This is a genomic window from Amycolatopsis decaplanina DSM 44594 (genome assembly GCF_000342005.1).
GTDB lineage: Bacteria > Actinomycetota > Actinomycetes > Mycobacteriales > Pseudonocardiaceae > Amycolatopsis > Amycolatopsis decaplanina.
Map to the genome: position 1 here is coordinate 204,398 of NZ_AOHO01000048.1, position 18,811 is coordinate 223,208.

Annotated in this window: 19 protein-coding genes; 10 read left to right on the forward strand and 9 right to left on the reverse strand. The window is 68.4% G+C overall.

Annotated features, from left to right (window positions below; genetic code table 11):
• Positions 1-26: 26 nt before the first annotated feature.
• Positions 27-827: a Cof-type HAD-IIB family hydrolase gene (locus H074_RS13520; RefSeq protein WP_039922523.1), complete on the reverse strand. Its 801-nt coding sequence runs from the start codon at positions 825-827 to the stop codon at positions 27-29.
• An 82-nt stretch (positions 828-909) separates the two neighbouring features.
• Here H074_RS13520 and H074_RS13525 point away from each other — a divergent pair, with 82 nt between their 5' ends.
• Positions 910-1,803 (forward strand): LLM class flavin-dependent oxidoreductase, encoded by an 894-nt coding sequence (locus tag H074_RS13525; protein ID WP_039922524.1) that lies wholly within the window; start codon positions 910-912, stop codon positions 1,801-1,803.
• Between the two features lie 69 nt (positions 1,804-1,872).
• Here H074_RS13525 and H074_RS13530 read toward each other — a convergent pair whose 3' ends face one another.
• Complete coding sequence (locus tag H074_RS13530) at positions 1,873-3,882, reverse strand: DUF6541 family protein (protein ID WP_007030610.1); 2,010 nt, start codon at positions 3,880-3,882, stop codon at positions 1,873-1,875.
• 81 nt (positions 3,883-3,963) lie between these two features.
• On the opposite strand from H074_RS13530, the gene glf reads away from it, so the two are divergent.
• The 5 genes from glf to H074_RS13555 all read left to right on the forward strand — a co-directional run bounded on the left by glf (position 3,964) and on the right by H074_RS13555 (position 8,688).
• On the forward strand, positions 3,964-5,190 hold the full coding sequence (gene glf, locus H074_RS13535; RefSeq protein ID WP_007030611.1) for a UDP-galactopyranose mutase: 1,227 nt from the start codon (positions 3,964-3,966) through the stop codon (positions 5,188-5,190).
• Complete coding sequence (locus H074_RS13540; RefSeq protein WP_039922528.1) at positions 5,183-5,698, forward strand: phosphatase PAP2 family protein; 516 nt, start codon at positions 5,183-5,185, stop codon at positions 5,696-5,698. Before glf ends, H074_RS13540 begins: the two co-directional genes overlap by 8 nt.
• Positions 5,695-6,654, forward strand: a complete 960-nt coding sequence (locus H074_RS13545) for a decaprenyl-phosphate phosphoribosyltransferase (RefSeq protein WP_007030613.1) — start codon at positions 5,695-5,697, stop codon at positions 6,652-6,654. The genes H074_RS13540 and H074_RS13545 overlap by 4 nt, the downstream gene beginning before the upstream one ends.
• Before the next feature lie 97 nt (positions 6,655-6,751).
• On the forward strand, positions 6,752-7,144 hold the full coding sequence (locus tag H074_RS13550; protein ID WP_007030614.1) for a hypothetical protein: 393 nt from the start codon (positions 6,752-6,754) through the stop codon (positions 7,142-7,144).
• Between the two features lie 38 nt (positions 7,145-7,182).
• Positions 7,183-8,688, forward strand: coding sequence for a hypothetical protein (locus H074_RS13555; RefSeq protein ID WP_039922529.1), 1,506 nt, complete (start codon positions 7,183-7,185; stop codon positions 8,686-8,688).
• 84 nt (positions 8,689-8,772) lie between these two features.
• On the opposite strand, the gene H074_RS13560 is transcribed toward H074_RS13555, so the two are convergent.
• The 6 genes from H074_RS13560 to H074_RS13585 form a co-directional block, all read right to left on the reverse strand.
• On the reverse strand, positions 8,773-9,366 hold the full coding sequence (locus tag H074_RS13560) for a hypothetical protein (protein ID WP_007030616.1): 594 nt from the start codon (positions 9,364-9,366) through the stop codon (positions 8,773-8,775).
• Entirely contained in the window at positions 9,366-10,082 is a 717-nt protein-coding gene (locus H074_RS13565) for a hypothetical protein (protein ID WP_007030617.1), read from the reverse strand. The genes H074_RS13560 and H074_RS13565 overlap by 1 nt, the downstream gene beginning before the upstream one ends.
• Positions 10,079-11,569: a WXG100 family type VII secretion target gene (locus tag H074_RS13570; protein ID WP_007030618.1), complete on the reverse strand. Its 1,491-nt coding sequence runs from the start codon at positions 11,567-11,569 to the stop codon at positions 10,079-10,081. The genes H074_RS13565 and H074_RS13570 overlap by 4 nt, the downstream gene beginning before the upstream one ends.
• Complete coding sequence (locus H074_RS13575) at positions 11,566-12,048, reverse strand: YbaB/EbfC family nucleoid-associated protein (RefSeq protein ID WP_007030619.1); 483 nt, start codon at positions 12,046-12,048, stop codon at positions 11,566-11,568. The genes H074_RS13570 and H074_RS13575 overlap by 4 nt, the downstream gene beginning before the upstream one ends.
• 72 nt (positions 12,049-12,120) lie before the next feature.
• Positions 12,121-12,876: a decaprenylphospho-beta-D-erythro-pentofuranosid-2-ulose 2-reductase gene (locus tag H074_RS13580; protein WP_007030620.1), complete on the reverse strand. Its 756-nt coding sequence runs from the start codon at positions 12,874-12,876 to the stop codon at positions 12,121-12,123.
• Positions 12,873-14,243 (reverse strand): decaprenylphosphoryl-beta-D-ribose oxidase, encoded by a 1,371-nt coding sequence (locus H074_RS13585; RefSeq protein ID WP_039922531.1) that lies wholly within the window; start codon positions 14,241-14,243, stop codon positions 12,873-12,875. Before H074_RS13585 ends, H074_RS13580 begins: the two co-directional genes overlap by 4 nt.
• A gap of 101 nt (positions 14,244-14,344) precedes the next feature.
• Between H074_RS13585 and H074_RS13590 the strand changes: the two genes are divergently transcribed.
• Both H074_RS13590 and H074_RS13595 read left to right on the forward strand, forming a co-directional pair.
• Positions 14,345-14,827, forward strand: coding sequence for a GtrA family protein (locus H074_RS13590; protein WP_007030623.1), 483 nt, complete (start codon positions 14,345-14,347; stop codon positions 14,825-14,827).
• A 6-nt stretch (positions 14,828-14,833) separates the two neighbouring features.
• Complete coding sequence (locus tag H074_RS13595) at positions 14,834-16,759, forward strand: glycosyltransferase (RefSeq protein ID WP_007030624.1); 1,926 nt, start codon at positions 14,834-14,836, stop codon at positions 16,757-16,759.
• Between the two features lie 306 nt (positions 16,760-17,065).
• Here the strand turns inward: H074_RS13595 and H074_RS13600 are convergent, their stop codons facing one another.
• Positions 17,066-17,308 carry a hypothetical protein gene (locus H074_RS13600; RefSeq protein WP_007030625.1) on the reverse strand — a complete coding sequence of 81 codons (243 nt, stop codon included), beginning with the start codon at positions 17,306-17,308 and terminating at the stop codon, positions 17,066-17,068.
• A 115-nt stretch (positions 17,309-17,423) separates the two neighbouring features.
• Between H074_RS13600 and H074_RS13605 the strand changes: the two genes are divergently transcribed.
• Both H074_RS13605 and H074_RS13610 read left to right on the forward strand, forming a co-directional pair.
• Positions 17,424-18,188: an ESX secretion-associated protein EspG gene (locus tag H074_RS13605; RefSeq protein WP_039922532.1), complete on the forward strand. Its 765-nt coding sequence runs from the start codon at positions 17,424-17,426 to the stop codon at positions 18,186-18,188.
• 143 nt (positions 18,189-18,331) lie between these two features.
• On the forward strand, positions 18,332-18,808 hold the full coding sequence (locus H074_RS13610) for a hypothetical protein (RefSeq protein WP_007030627.1): 477 nt from the start codon (positions 18,332-18,334) through the stop codon (positions 18,806-18,808).
• Positions 18,809-18,811: the final 3 nt, after the last annotated feature.

The following is an 18,811-nucleotide window of genomic DNA, read 5'->3' on the forward strand; positions in this document are numbered from 1 at the left end:
ACTCCTTCGCCAACGTCGTTCCCTCGTTAAAACCAGCGCTCGAGCACCTGCGCGACGCCGTCCTCGGAGTTCGGCGCGGTCACCTCGTCGGCGACGTCGAGGACGTAGGGGTGCCCGTTGGCCATCGCGACGCCGTGACCGGCCCAGTCGAGCATCTCGACGTCGTTGGGCATGTCCCCGAACGCGATCACCCGCTCGGCCGGGACGTCCAGCCGCTCGGCGACCTCGGCCAGCCCTGTCGCCTTCGTGATGCCGTGCGCGGCGACCTCGATCAGGCCGGTGTTGGTCGAGTAGGTGATGTCGACCGCGCCGTCGAGCACGTCGCGTGCCGCCCGCGCCATCTCGTCGGAGCTCATCCCTCGCCTGCTGATCAGCAGTTTGATCGCCGGATGCCCGAGCACCTCGGCCCGCGGCGCCTCCGCACCCTCGTGGTTGCCCCACGGATTGTGGTAGTCCGGTTCGATCACGAAATTGCGCGTGTGCGGATCCAGCGCTGACTCGCCGACCCGCTCCGCGGCGTACCGGCAGCCGGGAAGAGCGTGATCAAGAGCACTCACTGCATCCTGCAGCAGCTGGGGTTCCAGCAGGCCGTGGACCGCCACGATCCGGTCCGTCCCGATCTCGTACAGCACCGCGCCGTTCGCGCAGACCGCGTACCCGGTCAGGCCCAGCGGGTTCGCGATCGGGGCGATCCATCGCGGCGGACGGCCGCTGGCCAGCACGAAAGGCACTCCGTCCTCGGCGACACGCCGGACGATGTCGATCGTGCGTTCGGTCAGGACCTCCAGCGGGCCGAGCAGGGTTCCGTCGACGTCTGAGGCGATCAAGAGGGGCTTTTCCACCGGCTCATTGTCTCCGAAGATCCGCCCATCGGGCGAAGTGCCGGCGGGCACCGCTACCTTCCGGTGTGTGCGCGTAGGCATCGTGATCCTTCCGGAAGATCGTTGGTGGGCGGCCGAGCCGAAATGGCGGGCCGCCGAGGAGTACGGCTTCGACCACGCTTGGACGTACGACCACCTCGGCTGGCGGAGTCTCGTCGACGGCCCGTGGTTCAGTGCGATGCCGACGTTGACGGCGGCCGCGATGGTGACGTCGCGGATCAGATTGGGCACCTTCGTGGCTTCGCCGGTCGCGCGGCACCCCGTGCCGTTCACCCGCGAGCTGACCACCCTCGACGACATCTCTGACGGCCGCTTCATCCTCGGTGTGGGCGCCGGCGTTCCGAACACCAACTACGACGCCGTCGTCCTCGATGGCCCCGAGCTGTCGGTCAAGCAGCGCACGGATCGCTTCACCGAGTTCGTCGAAGCGCTCGACGGGCTGCTGATGACCGACGGCTTCGACTTCGAGGGCGAGTACTACCGGGCCAAGGGCGCGCGGAACCTGCCGGGCTGCGTGCGGCGGCCGCGGCTGCCGTTCCTGGTGGCCGCGAACGGCCCGCGCACGATGACGCTCGCCGCGCGGTTCGGCGCGGGCTGGGCCACCACCGGCGTCAGGGCGGACACCCAGGACGAGTGGTGGAAGGGTGTCGCGGAACTCGTGAAGACCTTCGACGAGCGGCTGGAGGCCGTGGGCCGGGACAAGGCGAGCGTGCAGCGATTCCTGAGCCTCGACGCCGCGCCGGTGTTCTCCCTCTCCAGCGTGGGCGCGTTCACCGACGCGGCCGGGCGGGCCGGTGAACTCGGGTTCACCGACATCGTCACGCACTGGCCGAGGTCCGGCGACTACTACGTCGGCCGAGAGTCGACGCTCGAAGAGGTCGCCGGCGACGTACTCCCGGTACTCCAGGAAAGAAGCTCTTAGGCCTGCCACCTCGTGAGTGGTAAGGACGGTTAGAACCGTCCTTACCACTCACGAGGCGGTCAGCGAGTTTCAGCGGGTCAGGGTGTAGATCGAAGCGCCCGCGTTGCCGAAGTCCTTCCGCAGGAAGTTCAGCCCGTCCAGATCCCGCAGCCCCGGCGCCGGCGGCTCGCCGATCTTGATCGGTGTGCTCCCGATCAGCACGTGCTTGATGTTCAGCCGCTTCACCGCGGCCTGCACCTCGGGGTCGGTGTCGTAGTCCCGGAAGTGCAGCGCCAGATACTTCGCGTCCGGCGGCGGCACGCCCGGGTCGTAGTGCCCGGCGACGGGGTGGATGCCGGTGATCGCGTACAGCCAGGCCGTCCCGTCGAAGCGCTCGTTGAGCACCTTTTCGTCCGGTCCGATGTTCATCTTGGTCAGCTCGTTCATCGCGGCCAGCTCGTCGGCGCTGACCGGCGGGGTGACCTCGCCCTCGGGCCCGTTGTAGTACAGGAACGACACCGCGTGCGCGTTCGACTCGGTGTAGAAGCCCTTGGTCAGCACGGCCGACGCGGCCACGACGAACACGGCGGTCGCCAGCCCGAGCCGGGCGGGCAGCGCGGGACGGCTCTTCACCCAGGACCGCCCGCTCGCCCACTTCGCGAACCAGCGCTGCAGCTCCGCCATCCCGTGCCCGGCCAGCAGGCACAGCGGGATCGCCGCGAGCGCCATCAGGCGGTACCGGTCGTTCCACCACGGCCGCGACAGCGAGATCACCCACGGTTCGGCGCCGAACGAGGCGACCAGCACGAACAGCGCCGAGAAGCCGATCGCCGAAAGCCCCACCCAGCGCATCCGGCCGAGCCGGAACAGGCTCAGGACGCCGATGACCAGCAGCACCGTCAGCCACACCTGCGGGGCGCTCAGCACCTGCCGGAAGGTCACCAGCAGCCCTAGCGACTTCAGCACCGGCAACTGCGAGCCCCACGCGTAATAAGGGTATGAACCCGAAGTGAATTTCAGGGCGCCCAGGATGTGCGGCGCCGCGAGCAGCCCGCTCGCCACCATCACCGGCACCATCTTGACGACGTCGCCGACAATGACCCGCCGGCCGCCACGGCCCTCCGGCACCCCGTCGAGCCGCTTGTGCCGCAGCGCGCGGTACCAGCGCTGCACCACCAGCGGGAAGGCGAACAGCAGCGCGCCGAACAGTGCCGACGAGTGCGCCGCCAGCAGGCCGACCGCGGTCAGCGCGAGCACGTAGCCGGTGTCGAGGCCGGGCCGCGCGAGGAAGCGGGCCAGCGCGACCACGGCCAGCGGCGTCAGCACGATCCCCAGCGCGAACGGCAGCAGTCCGCTGGACACCGACTCGTACGCGCCGGTGGTGGCCGCGGCGGCCACCAGGGCGGTGCAGCCCGCGAACACCGCCCGTCCGCCGAGCTGGCGGATCAGCGCGACCATCGACAGCGCGAAGATCCCGGCGACCGGCATGGTGATGGCGTTCAGCGTGACCGGGATCGTCGTGCCCGAGATCGAGTACACGAGCGAGCCGACCAGGTGATACGCGTTCGGGTAGAACGAGCCGTCCGGGTACCAGTTGATGGTGCCCATGCCGGTCAGCGAGCCGTCGCCGGTCTCGGCGATGTAGCGGATGCCGTTCGCGTGGAACACGGTGTCCCAGCGCTGGAACACCGCCGTCGTGCCGCCGCGGGCCGAGAGCACCACGAGGATCGAGATGCCGACGGCCAGCGCGACGCAGGCCGCGACGGCGTAGTGCGCGCGCGGGTGCCACTTCGTCGGCGGCTCCTCGGCGCCAGGCTTGATCCAGCCGCGTGCCCGGCCCAGCCTGCGCAGGCCGAAGCCGATCCCGGCGAGCACGGCCGTGACGCCCGCCACGGTCAGCGGGTTGTACGACACGCCAGCGAGTGCCAGCCACGGACCGGCGAGCCCGGTTACCGTGTAGGACAACAGCGGGGCCAGCCCCGCCAGGGCCCAACCGCGCAGGCCTGCGGCCCGGCCGACGAGTCCGCCGGGGACGGCCAGCACGGCCAGGTACGTGATGGTCGCACCGAAGTACGACCAGAAGGTGTCCGGAGTAGGCACTGCTTCCTAAATGTGTCTGTCGAAGGTGAAAACCGGTGCTCGGTGCAGGGCACGGAGGTGACCTGCGTACCCTCGACGCCCGTGAGCGCGCACACGAACCCCGACAAGATTACTGAAGCCGATTTCACCGGCTACGACCTCATCGTGGTCGGGTCCGGATTCTTCGGGCTGACCGTCGCCGAACGGGCCGCGGCCGAGCTCGGCAAGAAGGTCCTCGTGCTGGAGCGGCGCCACCACATCGGTGGCAACGCCTACTCCGAAGCCGAGCCCGAGACCGGGATCGAGGTGCACCGCTACGGTGCGCACCTGTTCCACACCTCCAACAAGCGTGTGTGGGAGTACGTCAACCGCTTCACCGAGTTCACGAACTACCAGCACCGCGTGTTCGGCAAGTACCAGGGTCAGGTCTACCCGCTGCCGATGAACCTGGCGCTGATCAACCAGTTCTTCGGCAAGTCGCACACGCCGGACGAGGCCCGCGAGCTGATCGCCAAGCAGGCGTCGGAGTTCGAGACCGCGAACGCGCAGAACCTCGAGGAAAAGGCGATCTCGCTGATCGGCCGCCCGCTCTACGAGGCGTTCATCCGGGGCTACACGGCCAAGCAGTGGGAGAACGACCCGAAGAACCTCGGCGCCGACATCATCACCCGGCTCCCGGTCCGCTACACCTTCGACAACCGCTACTTCAACGACACCTACGAGGGTCTGCCGGTCGACGGCTACACCGCGTGGCTCGAGAAGATGGCGGAGCACGAGAACATCGAGGTGCGGCTGAACGTCGACTACTTCGACGTCCGCGAGCACATCCCCGCCGGCACCCCGACCGTCTACACCGGGCCGCTGGACCGCTACTTCGACTACTCCGCGGGCCGGTTCACCTGGCGCACGGTGGACTTCGAGTCCGAGGTCGTCGAGACGGGAGACTTCCAGGGCGCCTCGGTCGTCAACTACAACGACGAAGAAGTGCCCTACACCCGGATCATCGAGTTCCGGCACTTCCACCCGGAGCGCAAGCACTACCCGAACGACAAGACGGTCGTGTTCCGCGAGTACTCCCGGTTCGCCGGCGAGGCCGACGAGCCGTACTACCCGATCAACACCCCGGAGAACCGCGAGAAGCTCGAGGCCTACCGCGAGCTGGCGAAGGCCGAGGCCAAGAACAAGAACGTGCTGTTCGGCGGCCGTCTCGGTACCTACAAGTACCTCGACATGCACATGGCCATCGGCTCGGCGCTGTCCGTGTTCGACAACAAGATCGCGCCGCACCTGACCGATGGCGCGCCTCTCGACGGGTCCCTCGATGCTTGAGAGGGGCGCTCCCACCGGCGAGGTGGCTGTTCTCGCTAAGGCTCAGGGCGTCCTGAAGAGCGACGTCACGGTGAAGGCGGCACGGGGTCTTTCGCACTTCGGCGAGCACAGCGCGGGATGGTTCGCGCTGGGGCTCCTCGGGGCCGCGGTGGACAAGAAACGCCGTAAGGACTGGCTGGTCGCGGCGGCCGGTGTCGTCGGCGCGCACGCCGCCTCCATCGCGGTGAAACGCGTGGTCAGGCGGCCGCGACCGGACCACCCGAGCGTCGAGGTCCTGGTCTCCACGCCGAGCAAGCTGAGCTTCCCGTCCTCGCACGCGACCTCCACGACGGCGGCGGCGGTGCTCTACTCCGGATTGACCGGGCGTAACCTGGTCCCGGCCCTGGTACCGCCGATGCTGGCCTCCCGGCTCGTGCTCGGCGTCCATTACCCGACCGACGTTCTGGCCGGAGCGGCCCTAGGGGGCGTAGTCGGCGGCTTGATACGTAGGAAGCTGAAGCGACGATGAGTGAAACGACCGAGAAGGCCGATTCCAAGCCTGACGACGTAGAACCCGTGGCCGAGGCCGCCGAACCGAAGAAGGTCGCCGGCGGTCTCGTCGGCGGCATCATCAAGACGGCACGCCCGCGCCAGTGGGTGAAGAACGTGCTGGTGTTCGCCGCACCGTTCTTCGCCTTTTCGAAGTCGACGGACCGGACCGGCCTGCTGATCGCCGCGCTGATCGCCTTCGCGGCGTTCTCGCTGGTGGCCTCCTCGGTCTATCTCATCAACGACGCGATCGACGTCGAGGCCGACAAGGCGCACCCGACCAAGCGAAACCGGCCGATCGCGGCCGGGATCGTGCCGGTCCCGGTGGCCTACGTCTCGGCGGTGGTGTTCTTCGCCCTCGGTCTGGGTATCTCGTTCTTCGCCAGCTGGCAGCTCGCGGTCGTGCTGGCGGTCTACGAGGCCGTCCAGCTCGGCTACTGCTTCGGGCTCAAGCACCAGCCGGTGGTCGATCTGGCCATCGTCGGCTCGGGCTTCCTGATGCGCTCGATCGCCGGTGGTGTGGCCGCGGGCATCGCGCTTTCGCAGTGGTTCCTGCTGGTCACCGCGTTCGGCTCGCTGTTCATGGTGGCGGGCAAGCGCTATGCCGAGATCATGCTCTTCGAGCGCACGGGGGCGAAGATCCGGTCTTCGCTCAAGAAGTATTCGGCGAGCTACCTGCGGTTCGTCTGGGCGACGTCCGCGGCGATCCTGATCATGTCGTACTGCCTGTGGGCGTTCGAGATCCGCCAGGTCGAGCACGACTCGGTCTGGGCGGTCGTCTCGATGGTCCCGTTCGTGGTCGCCGTCCTGCGCTACGCCGTCGACGTCGACGGCGGCAACGCGGGCGAGCCGGAGGAGATCGCGCTCAAGGACCGCGTGCTCCAGGTGCTCGGCGCGAGCTGGGTGGTCACGCTGTTCCTGTCGTTCTATCTCTGATTCGACAGCCGGTACACAGCGCATCCACAGGATGCGCACGCATCCTCGGTGATGGGGGCGGGCACGGAGCCCGCCCCCATCGACTGAGGAGCGAAAGATGAGCGACCCGCAGCGGCCGTCCGAAGACGAGGACAAGACGGTCGAACAGCCCGCCGCAGGGAACGAGACCCCGAAGAAGCCCGTCGAGCCCGAGACTCCGGCCGCCGCCCCCGCCGGGCCGCCGCCCGGCTGGGTGCAGGCTCCGCCCAAGAAGGGCGGTTTCCGCCGGTTCGCCGGGCACCGCGCGACGCAACTGGTCGCGGTCGGCGCCCTCGGGTTCATCCTCGGTGGCGGGATCATCGGCACCGCCGTCGGCCTGGCCTCCCGCGACGGCGACCGGCGGCCCGGTATCTCCCGCGAACACCGTGGTCCGGGCGGTCCCGGCGTGCACCGGGACTTCCGTGACGGCCCCGGCGACCGCGGCTGGCGTGACCAGTCCCACGGCGGATAAATAACGGAAGCATCACGACACCGTGTACGGTGTTCGTGATGCGAAGCGCCTCCGCCGATCTGCCCCAGGCTCCCGGTGCGCTGCCGGGAGCCGCCGTCCTGACCCGCCCCTGGGTGCTCCCCGCCGGGGCCGCGGTGGCTTCGGCCCTGGTGTTCGTGCTGGTCAGCGGGCATTTGATCGACGACACGTACATCACGCTCTCGTATGCGAAGAACCTCGCCTTCCACGGCCACTGGGGCTTGATCGAAGAAGGCACCGCCAACACCGCGACGTCGCCGCTGAACGTCCTCGTGCTGGCGCTCGTCACCTTCGTCGTGCGGGACGCCGTCTTCGCCGCCGGGATCGTCTTCGTCGCGAGTCAGGTGGCGCTCGTCCTCGGCCTGCGCCGGATCGGCGCCGCGACCGGCCTCTCCGGCTGGTTCGCCCCGCTGGCGCTGGGCATGCTGCTGGTGAATCCGCTGCTGCTGTCGTCGGTCGGGCTCGAAGTCGCGCTCGGCGCGACGGCCGTCGTTTGGCTGATGGTGTTCCTGCACGAACGCCGCCCCGTCGCCGCGGGCGCGGTGATCGGCCTGATCGCGCTGATCCGCATCGATCTGCTGCTGATCGCGTTCGTCCTGTTCCTCGGGCGCCGCGAATTCTGGGTGGGCATCTGGCGGATGACGTTCGCCGCGCTCGCGGTGATGCTGCCGTGGTTCGCGTTCAGCTGGCTGGTGCTGGGTTCGGCGGTGCCGGACACGCTGGTCATCAAGATCATGCAGCGTTCGTGGGGACCGTTCAGCTTCACCAACGGTCCGCTGCTGTACTGGCGCAACTTCCCGGTGGCGGCGACACTTTCCTTCCTGCCGCTCGTGATCGGCGGGTTCGCTGGTCTACTGTGGACGTTCCACTTCCGGCGTGGTGCGGAGCGGGCGAAGCGCCTGCTGCCGTTCGCGACCCTCGCCATCGCCGGTGCGGCGCACTATCTGGCCTACTGCTGGCTGAATGTCCCGCCGTACCACTGGTACTACGCGCCCAGCATCATCGGCGCGACGGTCTTCCTCGCCGCCGGAGCCTGCGCGGTGCCCGGCCGGGCCCGGCTCGGCGCGGGAATCCTCGCGGGTGCGTTCGTCCTCGTGAGCGCTGTCGCCTACGCGGCTCCTGAGTTGCCGCGCCGGTTCGCGCCCATCACCAGCAACCATGCCGCGTCGGACGAGTACCGCGCGATCGGCTCACAACTGGGCGAACTGACCAAGGGACGCAAGGTGGAGAGCGCGGGTGAGGTCGGCGCGCTCGCCTACTCCTGCGATTGCGACATCGTCGACCAGTTCTCCGACCGCGGCTCGGTCGACCCGGCGATCGTCGAGACGAAGAACCGCAGCAGTGACCTCGGCAAGGCACTGCTGGAAGCGAACTTCCGGTTCTTCGACCACAGCGTCCCGCCCGCGACCCCGGATCTGGTGCTGGCCACCACCGGCAAGACGCCGCCCGCGAACGCTTTGGCGACCTGGACGATCCACTCGCCTTGGATGGGCACCCAAAGCCTTTACTTACTCCCGGCCCGCTAGACCCCCGCAATTCGTCACCTACTTGCGCCGACCGTATTCAGGCGCCGGAATGCGTCCCGGCAAGTAGGTGACGAATTGCGGGGGTCAGCGGCGTGAGCGGGCGCGGTCGGCTTTCGTGACGGCGAGCATGTCCCGCTGGTAGACCACGGACCCGTCGGCGAAGACGAACTGAAGCACCGGCCGTGCCGGGAAACTCCGCCCCAGGTAGAGCGCGGACACCGAACGCACCACCCCCGACGGCATCTCCTCGAAGGTCCGGAACGGCTGCGCGGGATCCTCGCCCTCCAGCATCCGCGCCGGGTACACGACGGCAAGCCGCCGATCGGACAGCGTCAGCCGCGCCTCGCCCTTGCCGCCGGCGAGGTGGTCCGCGAGCCGTGCGGCGGTCTGGTCCGCGGCGCGTGCGACGACCCAGTAGGCGATCGTCGGGTCGTCGGTCCAGTCGGCTTCGAGCACGTCGGACGCGGGCAGCGGCCAGCGCGTTTTCCCTGTCGCCGCAGGGGTTTCCCGTGACGGCGCATAGGGCAGCGTGAGCTTGCCGTCCAGCAGGAGACCCACGTAGCCGTGCGCCGGCGGGCAGCCGATGATCAGGCGTTCGCCGGGTGCGAGCCAGAACTGATGCAGTTCCCGTTCGACGATCTCGTCGACGGACTTCGCCATCGGGAGCGTGTTCTCCATCAGCTCACCGTCACCGAGTGGAGCCAGGCGAACTGCCGGGGATCGTCGCAGTCGAACAGGAAATCCATCCCCGATCCGTCCACAAAGGACGCGCGAAGACACGGGCGCCGCTTCTTGCCGTGTTCGGCCACCGCGAAACCGGCGATCGCCTCGCGCGGGATCTCGGCGCGCGGCACCATCTCGTGCCGCGCGATCGGGACGCCCTCGGCGTTCTCGCCATACGTCTTCGTGGTCATGATCGCGGCGATCTCCTTGCCGGTCTTGACCACGCCCTTGCCGAACCCGATCGCCTTCGACATGAACGTCTTCTCGCCCGCCTTCTCCGGCTCCGGCGGCGGGACGAACTTCTCCAGCACCAGCAGCCGCGCGCTGGTCAGCGCCCACAGCCGGGAGAGCGAACCGCTGGTGGACAGTTCCCGCACCGCCGCGTGCGCGATGCCGCCCTGCTCGCCGAGCACGATGACCTGCGGTGACGGCGGATTCGACGCGCCGCTGTCGTCACCGCCGCCCAATGCCGCGCCGATCATGTCACCGGCGAAGTTCGCCGCGCCGGAGCCGATCTTGCCCAGCACGCTCTTTTTCGGCACACCCCAGGGATCGAGGCCGCGCACGTCGTAGTTCAGCGTCCGGCCGTACGCGGCCCACAGCAACCGTTCGCCGGGGTGCAGCGAAGGCAGGGCCTGCGACGCGGCCCCGAGCGGGTAGCCGAGATTCATTCTTCGATCGTGAACCCTCTGTCGGTCGCCGCGCGGCGCTCTTCTTCCGACGACGAATCCTGCGATTCGTTGTAGCCGTACTTGACGCCCTGCTCGACGCCCAGCTCCGTCAGGTTACCGGCACTGCCGCGGAAAGCGGCCTTGCCGAAGCTGGTCGTGCCGCTCATGCCCATCGCCCGCAGCCCGGCCTCGGTGAGGTTCGTGGTGAGCGCGTCCGCGCCCTCGCCGCCGACGCCGTACCGGTTCGCGAACTTGTTGGCGGTCTTGGACGCCCCGGTCGCCGGGTTGGCCTTCGTGACGATCTTGGCGAGGGGGTTCTTGTCGATCTGGTCGGCGAGCCGCTTCTGCAGCCAGTTGCCATCGCGCAGGCCTTCGGTGCGCTCGACGACCTTCTTGAGCGGCCCGTTGCGGAGCGTCTTCAGGATGTCTTCGAGCTTCTCGATCAACGGCTTGAGCTTGCCGAGCAGCTGCTTGACCTTCATCCCGAGCCGTCCGCCGGTCACCGCGACCTGACCGGCCGTGGCCGCGCCCGCCGCGCCGACCGAGGCGCCCGCCGTGATCCACGAGGCGGCCAGCGCGGCCAGCCACTCGATGATCAGGCCCATCACCAATTCCTGGATGATGTCGATGACGATCTCGACGAACGCGTCGAACAGGTCGGCGGCGATCTCCAGGATCTGCTGCAGCCCGCGGACGTCGTTCGCGAACGCCTTGGCACCACCCGAGAACTCGGTCATCTGGCCGCGGAAGGCGTCGCCGGCCTGGCCCTTCCAAGCCTCCTTGGTGCCATCGGCCCGCTTCTGCTCATGCTCGGCGACGCCGTCGAGCCACTTCGCCGTCTGCTCCCAGCCCTTGGCGGTGCTGCGCATCTGCTCGGGGTCACCGATCGCGGGCTCCAGCACCAGCTCGACCAGCGGGCTGATCACGATCCCGATCAGGAAGCCGAGTCCGTTGTCCAAAAAGGACTGGCCGGGGCTCATCACGAGCTGCAGCTGTTCCATCCGCGCGTGCACGGCCGCGATCGCGACGTCCGGCGGGCTGCTCGCCCTGGCGACGTCGGAGGACGTGCTGATCCACGAGCTGCCGTAGCCGCCGTTCTGCTCCCAGAACCCCTTGCGGCCCGAGTCGCCGGCGCTGTTGAGATCGCTCAGGCTGCCGGGGCCGCTGCCGCCGTCGTCCAGCCCGGCGCCGAGACCGGTGATGACCTCGGCGGTGCCCTGGTTGTGGTCGAGGTAGGTCTTCGCCGCGGTGGTGGTCTTGTCGGCGATCTGGTCCATGAAGGACCTCGCCTGTTCGGCGAGGTCCTGGCACTCTTGCAGCCCCTCGAAGTACTTGAACGCCATCAGCTCGCCGAGCGGGCCGAAACAGTCGTCCGAGACCCTGGCCTGCTCCAGCAGGCTCGCGAGGCTGCCGAAGTTCCCCGAGGCCTCTTTGGACCCCGTCGCGTGTGCTGTGAGCGCTTCCGTCTGTACGCCGAAGCCGGTCACGAGTCCCTCCGAAGGATCGGGCCGCCGAAGTCGTCATCGTCGGCGGGAGCGGGACGCGCCGGGCGCGGCGTGCGGACCGGCTGCTGGACGGCCGGTCCGGCGAGGGATTCCGCGGGTGGGGGAGCGCTCGGCCCGAGCGGTTCGACGTGGGCGTTGAACGCCTCTTTGAACTGCTCCGCGCGGTCGCCGAGGATCGGCTGGACGGTCTGCTGCATCGCGGCCGCCGCCTGCTGCGTCGCTTCTCTGATCGCGGTGAGGATCTCTTGCTGCAGCGCGGTGTGCGTGCGGTTCATCGCCTTGGGGGACAGCTGGAGTCCCAGCAGGGCACCGGACGGGGCGACGGTCACCGTCACCGAGCCGTCGGCGTTGCGCGCGGATCCGCGCAGCCCGGCGATCTTGTCCTTCAGTTCCGCGGCTTTGGCGGCCTGCTCCTGAAACGACCGGATGGCCGCGTCGAGCTTGGCTTCCTGGTCAGCCATCTATTCCTCTCAACCCGGGGACGGATCGGCGTCCGTGCCCGGGTGAGACGAATGGAGCAGCGGGCTCGTTCCCTAGATCGGCAGTTTCCGGAAGATCGGCCGGGGGATGTGCCGCAGGGCCGACATGACCAGGCGGAACGGCGCGGGCGACCACACCAGTTCCTTGCCGGCGCGCGAGGCGGCGACGGCGGTTTCGGCGACCTGCTCGGCGTCCACCGTCAGCGGGGCGTCCTTGAGGCCTTCGGTCATCTTGGTCCGGACCTGGCCGGAGCGGACGACGGTGATCCGCACGCCGAACTCCGCCAGCGCTTCGCCGAGACCCAGGTAGAAGCCGTCGAAACCGGCCTTGGAGGAGCCGTAGACGAAGTTCGAGCGGCGGACCCGCTCACCGGCGACCGAGGACAGCGCGATGACCTTGCCGTGCCCCTGCTTCTTGAGCTTGTTCGCCAGCGCGACGCCCACGGACACCGCGGCCGTGTAGTTCACGGTCGCCGCTTCGACACCCTTCGCGTGGTCCTGCCACAGCTCTTCCTGGTCGCCGAGCAGGCCGAACGCCACGACGGTGACGTCGATGTCGCCGCCCTCGAACGCCTTGTCCAGTACGGCGGGGTGGGTGTCCATGGCCTTGGCGTCGAAATCCACGGTGGACACTTCGGCGCCCTTGTCCTTCAGGCGCTGCGCGGCCGCGTCGAGCCGCGGCGACCGACGTCCGGCCAGCACGACCCGGAGGGGCTTCTCGGACAGGTACTTCTCCGCGATCGCGAGCGCGATGTCGGAGGTGCCGCCGAGCAGCAGCAGGGACTGGGGGTTGCCCACAGCGTCGATCACAGTTCCAACCTTCGGGACATGTCAGAGGCGAAAACGCCTTCGGGGTCAACGGAAGCGCGGACCTTGCGCCATTCCTCGAGCCGCGGGTACATCTTCGCGAAGTTCTCCGCGGAGGTGCGCGAGTCCTTCGCCGTGTACAGGCGGCCGCCGAGCGCGAGCACGTCCTCGTCGAGTTCCTGGCAGAACCGGCTCAGCCCGTCCTTGATCGGGAAGTCGAGGCAGACCATCCAGCCGGGGTGCGGGAACGACAGCGGCGCCGCGTTGCCCTCGCCCATCTGCTTGAACACGTTGAGGAACGACACGTGTCCGGAGTCCGCGACCTTCTGGATGATCCGGCGCAGCGGTTCGTGCGCGTTCAGCGGCGTGCTGAACTGGTACTGCAGGAAACCCTTGGAGCCGTACGCGCGGTTCCACTCGCCGAACAGGTCGAGCGGGTGGTAGAACGCGGTCAGGCTCTGGATCACCTCGCGCGCGTTCTTCGCGGTCTTGCGGTAGTACAGCTCGCCGATCGCGGAGAACGACAGCTTGTTCGCCAGTCCGTTCGGGAACACGTCCGGCAGGGTCGCCAGCGTGCCCGGGTTGAACTTGAGCGGGTCGGCCCGCAGCTTGGGCGGCAGTTCGTCCAGCTTCGCGAGCGAGCCGCGCTGGAAGGCCGCGCGGCCGAGCTTCGCGCCTCGGGAGATCGAGTCGAACCAGCCGGACGAGTACGTGTAGTTGTCCTCGGAGCCGTCGGTGACCAGCGCCAGTGTCTCGTCGAGGTTCGCCGTGCGCTGGATGTCGGCCTTGAAGTAGGCCGTCTCCGTCTTCGTCATCCGGATCTTGGCGCGGACGATGATGCCGGTCAGGCCGATGCCGGCCACGGTCGCCCAGAACAGCTCCGCGTCGGGGCCGTCCGGCGTGAGCGTGCGCACCTGCCCGTCGGCGGTGACCAGGTCCATCGACACCACGTGGTTGCCGAAGCTGCCGGCCGAGTGGTGGTTCTTGCCGTGGATGTCGTTGGCGATCGCGCCGCCGATGGTCACCTGGCGCGTGCCCGGCAGCACCGGGACCCACAGGCCGTAGGGCAGGCCCTCGCGCATCAGCTTGTCGAGGCTGACGCCGGCGTCGAGGTCGACGATGCCGGAATCCGGGTCGATCGAGTGGATGCGGTCCAGCGCGGTCATGTCGACGACCAGGCCGCCCGCGTTCTGCGCCGGGTCGCCGTAGGAGCGGCCGAGACCGCGCGCGATGACCCCGCGTTCCCCGGCCCGCGTCACCGCGCGGGCGATGGCTTCCACGTCGGGGGTGCTCAGGACGTCCGCGATGCTCGGCGACGTCCTTGCCCAGCCCATGAGCGACTGTCGCTGTGTCTTGGGTGCTTGGGTCACGCCGACCAGGGTAACCACGCCGAACACTGCCCGGAACGTGACCCTGAAGTGCTCGCTTCTACACTTTGCGCATCAGCCCCAGCAGTTTATGAGGTAGAGCAGTGGTGGCGACCGACCCGAAAGCCGGCGTGACGGCAGCAGCGCCGTCCTCCCCTGGGCTGCTCGGGCAGCTCATCCGCTTCGGCCTCATCGGCGGTTTTTGCGCCCTGGTCGATTTCGGCGTCTACCAGGGGCTTCGCGCACTCGGAATGGACGCGACGCCGTGGGTGGACATCGCCCGCGCCCTCAGCTTCATCGTGGGCACCACGACCGCCTTCTTCCTGAACCGTAAGTTCACCTTCGCCGGTGGACGCCAGGAGGGCGCACGTCAGATCGGTAGCTTCGTACTTCTGTACGCCGTGACGTTCCTCGTCGCCGTCGGCGTCAACCGCACGATGCTGCACGTCCTGCCGGAGTCGGCCTGGAAGGCCACCTTCGGCTGGGTCGTTTCGCAGGCAACCGCGACCGTGATCAACTTCGTCATGCTCAAGTGGGTCGTCTTCCGTGAGCCCCGCGACATCGCCACCAGCACAGAGGAGAACTGAGGATTCATGCCCGGTAAAGCCGCCGTCACCGGAGAGGCCCCGAGCGCCATGGTGAGCACTATCGACGACACCCGCTTCGCGGAACGCACCCCGCAGGGCCGTCTCACCGCGCAGCGCGGGCTCTACGCCGGCCCGGCCCCCATCGTCAGCAAGGACCTCTACGCCGAGCTCGAATGGGGCAGTGCCGTGCGCGAGCGCGCGGGCATCGCCATCGAGCCGGCGTCGAAGGTGTCCGGCAACACCTATTTCGGGCGCTTCCCCGCGAGCTACTGGCAGCGCTGGACCGACGTGACCGAGGTCCAGGTCGAAGCCGTCGTCACCGGTGACGGCCAGCTGTCCGTCGGCGCCTCCGACATCGAGGGCGACCCCCGCGTGGTCGCCGCCGAGGTCGTCGCGGGCGCGAAGCAGCAGAAGGTGACGCTCACCGCGAAGCTCGACAAGTTCTACGACGGCGGCGCGCTCTGGCTGGACCTCGAGACCGAGGGCGGCCAGTCGCTGCGTGTCGAGAAGGTCCGCTGGACGGTCGAGGCGCCGGAGAAGATCCGCCCGACCGCGGTGACCATCTGCACGATGAACCGGGCCGACGACTGCCTGTCGAACCTGCAGGCGCTCGCCGCCGACGTCTCCTCGCTGGAGACGCTCGACGCGATCTACGTCGCCGACCAGGGCACCGACCTCGTCGAGTCGCGCGACGGCTTCGAGCAGGTCGCGAAGGACCTCGGCGACAAGCTGCACTACATCAAGCAGCCGAACCTCGGCGGCGCCGGCGGGTTCACCCGCGGCCTCTACGAGGTCGCCGGGCACACCGAGACCGAGCACGCGAACGTCCTGTTCATGGACGACGACGTGCTGCTGGAGCCGGATCTGGTGATCCGGATGACCGCGTTCTCCAACCGCACGGTCAACCCGGTCATCGTCGGCGGGCAGATGCTGAACCTGCTGCACCCGAACCAGCTGCACGTCGGCGCCGAGTACGCCCGGCTGAACACGCTGGAGCCCGGCCAGCCGGTCCAGCACTCGCTCTCGACCGCCGACCTGCTCGGCGTCGACGAGGAGACCCTCAAGCCGAACCGCCAGGAACGCCGCCTCGACGCCGGGTACAACGGCTGGTGGTCGTGCCTGATCCCGTACGAGGTCGTCAAGGCCACGGGCTACCCGCTGCCGTTCTTCTTCCAGTGGGACGACGCGGAGTACAGCTACCGCGCCCGCGCGCACGGCTTCCCCACGGTCACCCTTCCGGGCGCCGGCGTCTGGCACGCCGACTTCCACTGGAAGGACTGGGACGAGTGGCACCGCTACTTCAACCTGCGGAACTCGATCATCACCGCCGCGCTGCACTCGCCGTTCAACCTGAACCTGCTCTCGCGCGTGCTCATCGCGCAGCTGGTCCGGTACCTGCTCGGCATGCAGTACGGCCTGTCCGCCACGCTGATCAAGGCCGTCGAGGACTTCCTCGAGGGGCCGGAGGTCCTGCGTGACGGCGGCGTCGCCGCGATGAAGGAGATCCGCCGGATCCGCGACGAGTACCCCGAGACCAAGCGGCACAAGGCCACCGACGTCCCGGGCATCGCGTCGAACGACATCGGCATCATCAACAGCGCGCCGCGGCCCAGCATGCAGCGTCTGGTGCTGATCAAGCGGATCCTCGACCGGGTGCTCGGCCGCAGCCGCCACTCGCTCGGCGCGATCCCGATCGACGAAGCCCACTGGTGGCACGTCGCGACCTTCGACACCGCCGTCGTCACCGACGCTTCGCAGGAAGGTGTGCGGGTCCGCTCGTACGACCGCGCGAAGATGTTCGACCTGGCGCGCCGCGGCGCGAAGGTGATCCAGCGGCTTCGCAAGGAAGGCGCGGCGGTGCAGGAGCAGTACAAGCGCGCCATGCCCGAGCTGACCTCGCGGGACAACTGGAAGCGGCTTTACGAGCTGTAAGCAGTAGCTCGGGGCGGCTTCCGGTGTCGTGAATGGCACAGCCATGATCAACGGAGGATCGGGGACGTTGAGTGTCCCGGATCCTCCGTTGATCATGGTCCGGGACCGGCGCCACGTCGTGTCGATGAAGGAATTGGGGCGTTGAGTGTCCTGATTCCTTCATAGACTGGCCCGATACCCGCTGGGATCGTCGCCGCGCTGATCGCGGCCAACGGCAGCACGTCGGTACTCTCCGGACGACACCCCCAGTGGCTCGTCCGGGAAGCAAGTCCGGCCGGCTGAGCCGAGGGAACTCTTCTCCCGGCGCTAGTGGAGGCCGAACACTCTCGTCTTGCGGTTGAGGTCGTCGATGTAGGCGGCGGCGACGTGGGAGAAGTTGATCGCCACCTCGGAGCCGTCCTTCGTCTGGATCGTCTGCACCGAACCGGTGCGGACGAAATGCGAGAGATCCTTGGTCAGCCGTTCGGTTTCTTCCACCGTGAGCGCGAAGAGCAGCGGCTCGCCGCCGGCGGCGAGATGGAGGACGAGCGCGGGTTTCTGGTCTGCCATGAATCCATGGCACCAGCCTTGATCGCGGCCGGGCAAGCGGGTTCGCTGCGGGCGTACCGGGTGCGTGGACTACGTTCGACCCCGACGAACAAGACACCCGCGGGGGGAAATGGCGATGCCGCATTCGTTCTCGCTGTCGCTGGCGGCGGTGGACATCCTGCTCGAACACGGCCGGTTCGGGCCGGCGCCCGTCCCGTTCGAGGTCCCGCACATCGGCACGACGACCGATCAGCGCGCGATGGTGCGTGAGGCCGTTTTCCGCGACCTGGAAGGCCGCGGCATGATGCGCGGCGGCAGGCTCGACGCGGATGTCGAGCTCGCGATCGCCACGTTCGTCAACCCGCAGCTCGCCGTCTGGGCGGTCGCGCAGATGGACAAGGACAAGCAGCTGTTCGCGAGGGCGGCGACGAACGGGCAGTTCGCGGTCGTCGTGCGCCAGGACGAGAACCTGCTCGTGTTCGAGGAGACCAGGCCGACCGCGATCGTCGCGTCGATCGTCGATCTGCTGCCGCTCACCCCGGCGGGTCCCGGCCAGTCGGTCACCATCGCGAAGCCGGTGAGCGCGCCGAAGCGTCCTCGTAACGACGACGCGTACGACCCCTTCGCCCAGGTCAGCGGGCCCCGGTCGCACGGATCGAACCCGCAGCAGCGGCAGGTGGAGCGGATCTTCGAGAAGCCGAAGACGCGGGTGGGCCAGTTCAGCGTGTTCATCCGCGGCGGCCAGGTCTTCCCGCCGCTGGCGTGGTTCGACACCGAAGCGGGCCGGTTCATGATGACCTCGCGCCAGGCGGCCGACGGGCAAAGCTGGCTGACCTACGCTCCCGCCGACAACGCCAGGATCGCGCAGCAGCTGTATGCCCAGCTCGAAGGGCAGTTCTGAACCATCGGGAACCGGGGTGACGCCCGTTTCGTCACAGTTCCGGAGATCTTCGGTGATCGGAGAATCACCGCTGCGCCGAGTGCCCGGCTAGTAGACTGCCGGGCGGTACGCACGGGCGAGCAGACGATGCAGTGGGGCGGGCGATGGCTTTCGAAGCGGACGGCGGACAGGCGGCACCGGACTTCTCGATGGGCTCCGCCATGGGTGCGGCGGCCAAGTACGTGGAGGCGGGCGGGCTGAACCAGGCCGCGATCGCCAAAGTAAGCGCGGAGACCCAGAAGCTGGTGGCGGCCGCGAAGAGCGGTGGGTTCAAGATCAGCGCCGAAGGCGTCAAGCCGCTGCGTGAAGCGCTCGCCAACATGTCCGAAGAGCTCAGCGCGCTGAAGATCAAGACCATGGCGCTGAACGACGCCCCCCAGTTGGGTGGCCACCCGTATGCGAAGGCGGTCGCCGCCCACGACCACAAGGGCGCCGCCCAGTCCGCCAACTCCGCGAGCGCGATCATCGGGCAGTTCGAGCAGGTGGTCAAGGACGCCGACGAGGCGCTGGCCAGGGCGGCCGGACTGTACAAGGACGTCGAAGACCGGGCGGTCGACGCCACCAACAAGATCCGGACCTGAGGG

Coding starts and splice junctions, on each gene's coding strand:
- H074_RS13540 (WP_039922528.1), top strand. CDS start 5,183: ATGCTTGAGAGGGGCGCTCCCACCGGCGAGGTGGCTGTTCTCGCTAAG.
- H074_RS13545 (WP_007030613.1), top strand. CDS start 5,695: ATGAGTGAAACGACCGAGAAGGCCGATTCCAAGCCTGACGACGTAGAA.
- H074_RS13550 (WP_007030614.1), top strand. CDS start 6,752: ATGAGCGACCCGCAGCGGCCGTCCGAAGACGAGGACAAGACGGTCGAA.
- H074_RS13555 (WP_039922529.1), top strand. CDS start 7,183: ATGCGAAGCGCCTCCGCCGATCTGCCCCAGGCTCCCGGTGCGCTGCCG.
- H074_RS13560 (WP_007030616.1), bottom strand. CDS start 9,366: ATGGAGAACACGCTCCCGATGGCGAAGTCCGTCGACGAGATCGTCGAA.
- H074_RS13565 (WP_007030617.1), bottom strand. CDS start 10,082: ATGAATCTCGGCTACCCGCTCGGGGCCGCGTCGCAGGCCCTGCCTTCG.
- H074_RS13575 (WP_007030619.1), bottom strand. CDS start 12,048: ATGGCTGACCAGGAAGCCAAGCTCGACGCGGCCATCCGGTCGTTTCAG.
- H074_RS13595 (WP_007030624.1), top strand. CDS start 14,834: ATGCCCGGTAAAGCCGCCGTCACCGGAGAGGCCCCGAGCGCCATGGTG.
- H074_RS13600 (WP_007030625.1), bottom strand. CDS start 17,308: ATGGCAGACCAGAAACCCGCGCTCGTCCTCCATCTCGCCGCCGGCGGC.
- H074_RS13605 (WP_039922532.1), top strand. CDS start 17,424: ATGCCGCATTCGTTCTCGCTGTCGCTGGCGGCGGTGGACATCCTGCTC.
- H074_RS13610 (WP_007030627.1), top strand. CDS start 18,332: ATGGCTTTCGAAGCGGACGGCGGACAGGCGGCACCGGACTTCTCGATG.